This window comes from Gordonia sp. 852002-10350_SCH5691597 (genome assembly GCF_001665715.1).
Lineage (GTDB): Bacteria > Actinomycetota > Actinomycetes > Mycobacteriales > Mycobacteriaceae > Gordonia > Gordonia sputi.
On record NZ_LZMO01000162.1, the window covers coordinates 1 to 4,266 of the forward strand.

Annotated in this window: 4 protein-coding genes; 2 read left to right on the forward strand and 2 right to left on the reverse strand. The window is 57.5% G+C overall.

Annotated elements, in window-relative coordinates:
* Window positions 1-396, reverse strand: a 396-nt coding sequence (locus A5777_RS25815) for an IS3 family transposase (protein WP_156529358.1), incomplete at its 3' end; no start/stop codon positions are given.
* 5 nt (window positions 397-401) lie between these two features.
* Entirely contained in the window at window positions 402-704 is a 303-nt protein-coding gene (locus A5777_RS11880; RefSeq protein ID WP_197502363.1) for a transposase, read from the reverse strand.
* A gap of 515 nt (window positions 705-1,219) precedes the next feature.
* Between A5777_RS11880 and A5777_RS11885 the strand changes: the two genes are divergently transcribed.
* Both A5777_RS11885 and A5777_RS25680 read left to right on the forward strand, forming a co-directional pair.
* Complete coding sequence (locus A5777_RS11885) at window positions 1,220-2,314, forward strand: hypothetical protein (protein WP_064862791.1); 1,095 nt, start codon at window positions 1,220-1,222, stop codon at window positions 2,312-2,314.
* Between the two features lie 299 nt (window positions 2,315-2,613).
* The gene (locus A5777_RS25680; protein WP_269447001.1) at window positions 2,614-2,745 is read left to right on the forward strand and encodes a hypothetical protein; all 132 of its coding nucleotides are present in this window, start codon (window positions 2,614-2,616) and stop codon (window positions 2,743-2,745) included.
* Window positions 2,746-4,266: the final 1,521 nt, after the last annotated feature.

Here is a 4,266-nt window from a genome sequence, read left to right on the forward strand (position 1 = left end):
TGCTGTACTTCCGAGGTGCTGCCATGCTCTCCATCCTTCACAGGTTCGAGAGCCTCCAGCAAACCCGGGGCGATTCAGATCCGTCGCCGTGGGTGTCTCGTGACGGGGCCGGGCACGACGCGTACCCGGAAGCCCCTTGAGGTTCGCGCGAGCCATCAACATCTCGACCTGGTTATGGCCGACCAGCAGCCCCAGCCCAAGGGTAAGTTCGGCGTGAACCCGGCGGGCGCCGTAAGTACCCCGAGAGGCTATGTGCACAGCACGGATCTGCTCGGTCACCCACGCATGACGGACCTCCCGGGCCGACGGCGCCCGGCTGCGCCATGCGTAGTAGCCCGACTCGGTGACCTCCAACAGTCGGCAGGCCACCTGGACGGGCAGTCCTTCTGCGGCCATGGCTTCTATGGCCGCGTACCGCCTTTTGGGTCGTGCGGCCCCCGCAGCAGCTCACGTGCCCTTTTCAGGACGGCCACCTCAGTTTCCAACTCGCGGATGCGCCGATTGGCCGCGCTGAGCTCGGACAGCTCAGCGCGGTTGAGCCCGGGTAGCTGGCCGGTGTCGATCAACTCCTGTGTGCGCCAGCCGTAGATCGTCTGGTCGCTGATATTCAGATCTGCTGCGATCTGCGCAATTGGTCGACCAGCGGCCACCAGGTCGAGCACCTTGCGGCGGAACTCTTCGGGATAACGCTTGGGCACGGACACGGCTCCTTCGTGGACGTCGTGACCAAAAGTCAAGCAAACCGACTCCATCCAACCCAGGGCACATCATCGTGCGGAACGCGTGCTCCTGCTCATCGTGTTGCGGGTACGACGGGTACGGGTCGTATGCAGGCGACGTCTCGTACGGCTCGAGGTAGCCATCGTCGAGCACCTCGAGCTCGGCAGATTCTCTCGCTCACCTTCGGCGAACCAAGGGCGGGGAGTGAGCGGACTGATGCGCATGGTGAAGCTCCGAGGGGTAGATGAGCGTCCCACACCTGCGTGGTCCGGTACTTCTCAATTATGCTGGTGCCGAAAACGATTGGCAACTGTCCACAGGGTTATCCACAGGTTCATCCGACTCTCACTCGGTTCAACTTGAACCGGCGTCCTATCCAGTCATGCGGGGGAGTTCGTCGTTGGTTCGGCCCGGTCTATTCGAACGACGAACCACTGTCTATTATCAGCGTGAACTGTGACGTTTGTCGCGTTTGGTCGATCAGAGTGAGGTGTCGTCGGTGACCGAATTAAGTCCCAAGATCAAGCAGAAGAATGCTGACAAGTGGTTGAGGGCGTTGGCCCAGGATCTGTTTCCCGGCGAGGTGGTTTGGGCCCTCGCTGGCCGAGGTCGAATGAAACCTCTCACTGATGCAGTCGCCATAACGAACGGTCGCGTAATCGGGTTTTGGGCCAACGGTCGAAGCGAAGAGCAACGGGTCGTACTAGAGGTATCTGCGGATCAGATTCGTGGCTTTGACTTCCCAGTGAAGATGGGCAACATCAGCCTTGTAGTGATGACTGACGACGGAGGGATCAGCTTCGGCGGGATCGACAAGGCTGAGACTGACTTTGTCCAGTACTTCATCAACTACCTCTGGCAACACGGCGTCGATCCTGTAGTAACCGAGGGTGCCCGCCAAGCTGCTGACGAACGAGCAAGGCAGATCGCTGCTGAAGACGAAGCGGAACGTGCAAGCCGAGACCTTGCTATCGCAACGCAAGCTGCACGTGACTCAGTTCCCTTGTTTGGCAGTGCTATGAAAGACAAATGGTGGAACCAGGCCGACGCGCACGCGCAGGCCGGCGAGCTTCCGTGGTTCATCGTCAACAGCGGATCGGCTGGCCGTCTGTACGCGTTCGAGGATCGACTGGTGATCTCGAAGTCTGGAGGTATGACGGGGATGATGGCCGGTGCAACGGGAGGCGGCCGTGAAACCACGTTTTCTTATGCCGACATCACGAACATTGAATACAATGGCGGCTTCGTGAACGGGGTGCTCGAAGTGCTAACGCCGAGCTATCAGGGGCTCGGTAACCATGACTTCTGGAATAAGGACAGAGACCGCGACCCGTACAAACTCTCTAATTGCTTGCCTCTCGCAAAGGCGACCTATCAGCAAGCGCAGCCGAAGATCAAAGAGATGCAGCAGAAGATTCTTGAAGCGAAGCGCCCCCATGTGATCGTTCAGCAGGTAGCACCAGCAGTGGCTACTGCTTCCGGTGGGGGTTTGGCAGACGAACTCGCGAAGTTCGCAGACATGCACCAGCGGGGGCTACTCGACGATGATGAGTTTAAGGCAGCGAAGCAGGCCGCAATAGCTAAGTTCTCGTAGGTGGCAGGCTGGGCGCTCCCGACCCTCCCGCTTCCCGTCGTTCGGGTCGGTCTACGCCCAGCCGAGATCCACGGTAGCACCTAGTCGAACACGCGTGCGATCATGTCCGTGTGGGCATGAAGTCGATCGGCGGTGACAGCGGACAACCTCGTCCGGGTGCCGGCGTGGGTGTTGAAGCCTGCGGTTCCTCCGGCCGGACGACACTGATCGGACTACGCGGTGCGATGTCCGAGTCGCGTACTACGGTGATTTTCGTTGACTGTGACGCATGGGTTGCAGGCCTAGGGAGGCGGTTTTAAATGGCGAAGTCACTGCTCGAGCAGCTGCCGGGCATCGTTGCGGCTGGCAAGCGCCAGGCCGCGCAGATCCTGGAGCAACTGGACGGACCGAACAAGGTCATGCTGCAGATCAATGAGGCCACTGAAGAGTAACGAGACGGCCGCACCTGGCACTACGTGCTACTGGGTGAGCAGATTCCGAAGGGCTGGATCGCCAAGTCAGGACGACCTAGCGAACTACTGGATCATGCGCGTATCCGTGAGAAGGCGGACTCGGGGCAGCAATCGTTGATATAGGGGGACTTGTGCCATCTTGGCTGAAGTTTATGGTCGCTGCGGCGATTATTGTGGCCACGTTCTATCTGGCTGTTGGCTTGACCCTTCATGCTATTGACAGTCGGTATGGAAAGACGAGCTGGCGTTGGATATGGCAGCAGGTCGTGCGCGGACTGCTCACGTTGCTTATCAGTCTTATATCGATTGGAGCCGCAGTTTCCTATTCGATGCATTGGCCTAGGCAATTGATTGGGGTGTCGCTGCTAGTTCTGACAGCGGTTCTGGCAACAGTAGAGTGGTACATCTTCTCTGGTGGTTTTCACAACTGTCGTAGGCTAATCGGATCGCTCGTGATGAACGTAGCCTTCTCCATTTCTCTCGCGGGTGGTCTAGCGTCCATAGCCGAGTATCTCAAGGACGATCCGGCTACAAGAGGCCGATTCGACTACGGAGCAGTGATAACACTAGTAATCGTCTTTGCGTGCCGCCAGTTTTGGCAGATGTTCGCCTACTCTACGGTTGCGGAATATAAGGGCACACGCTACTACGTTGTAAATCCAAGTGGGCGTCTAATCGGCCTCGTAAATGGCACCAGTTGTGAGACAGCGGCGCAAGCAGGGAAGTCTGCAATAGAGGAGCACGGTGCGTCTTTGGATGGTCGATGGAAAATTGCGCAAGTGACACCCATTGTGAAGTCTCCGCCGAAGGGCTGGATAAGAGGCGCACGCGACTTTGTGACGCGGTCGCGTGAAAAGATGCACCGTGTTGAATAAGTTTGGCTACTCGCTGTAATACGGATTGCGCTCGCTCAGTCGTTTGTTCTTCGCAAGTAGAAGTGATATAGCTCGGGAATAGATGTACTCAGCGCATTGATTCGGTTAAACAACTCTGGCAGTTCGCGTTCGGCGCTCTCGAGGTACGGACGACTACTGCGTTGAAGATTTGAAGCGCGTCCGCGACGACGGGGTAGAGAATACTCTGTACTTTTTGCGCTATTTGTGCATAACTAGTCACACACATGAACCAAATCTCCGTCCTCGACCTAGATCGACCGATAAGACGCGAGGCATCACTATCCCGTAGCCCTGCTACGTGGTCCTAGCCTGAGCGCCATCTCGGCGACGCAGATGTGCCGACCGGAAGGCCTGCCTAGCTCCCAGGGGCTTCAGACGTGTTTTGTCACTGTGACGTTATGATCCAGGGGGTTTGTTGGTAGCCGGCGAAAGCTCATGGGCCTGATCAATGCCGGGACCGTTCACAACGACGATATGCCGCGGCAGGATTGCCTCCCTGATTCAGTGCCGATAAGAAACATTATGTAAAGTAAAAAGAGTAATGTTGCAGCAGATGCAGTCGAACCCTCCTCCTTTGCAACGTTCAGATTCTTATCGGTCTGGG

Excerpts from the sequence above, each read along its gene's own strand:
- A5777_RS25680 (WP_269447001.1), top strand. The coding sequence starts at position 2,614 with ATGGCGAAGTCACTGCTCGAGCAGCTGCCGGGCATCGTTGCGGCTGGC.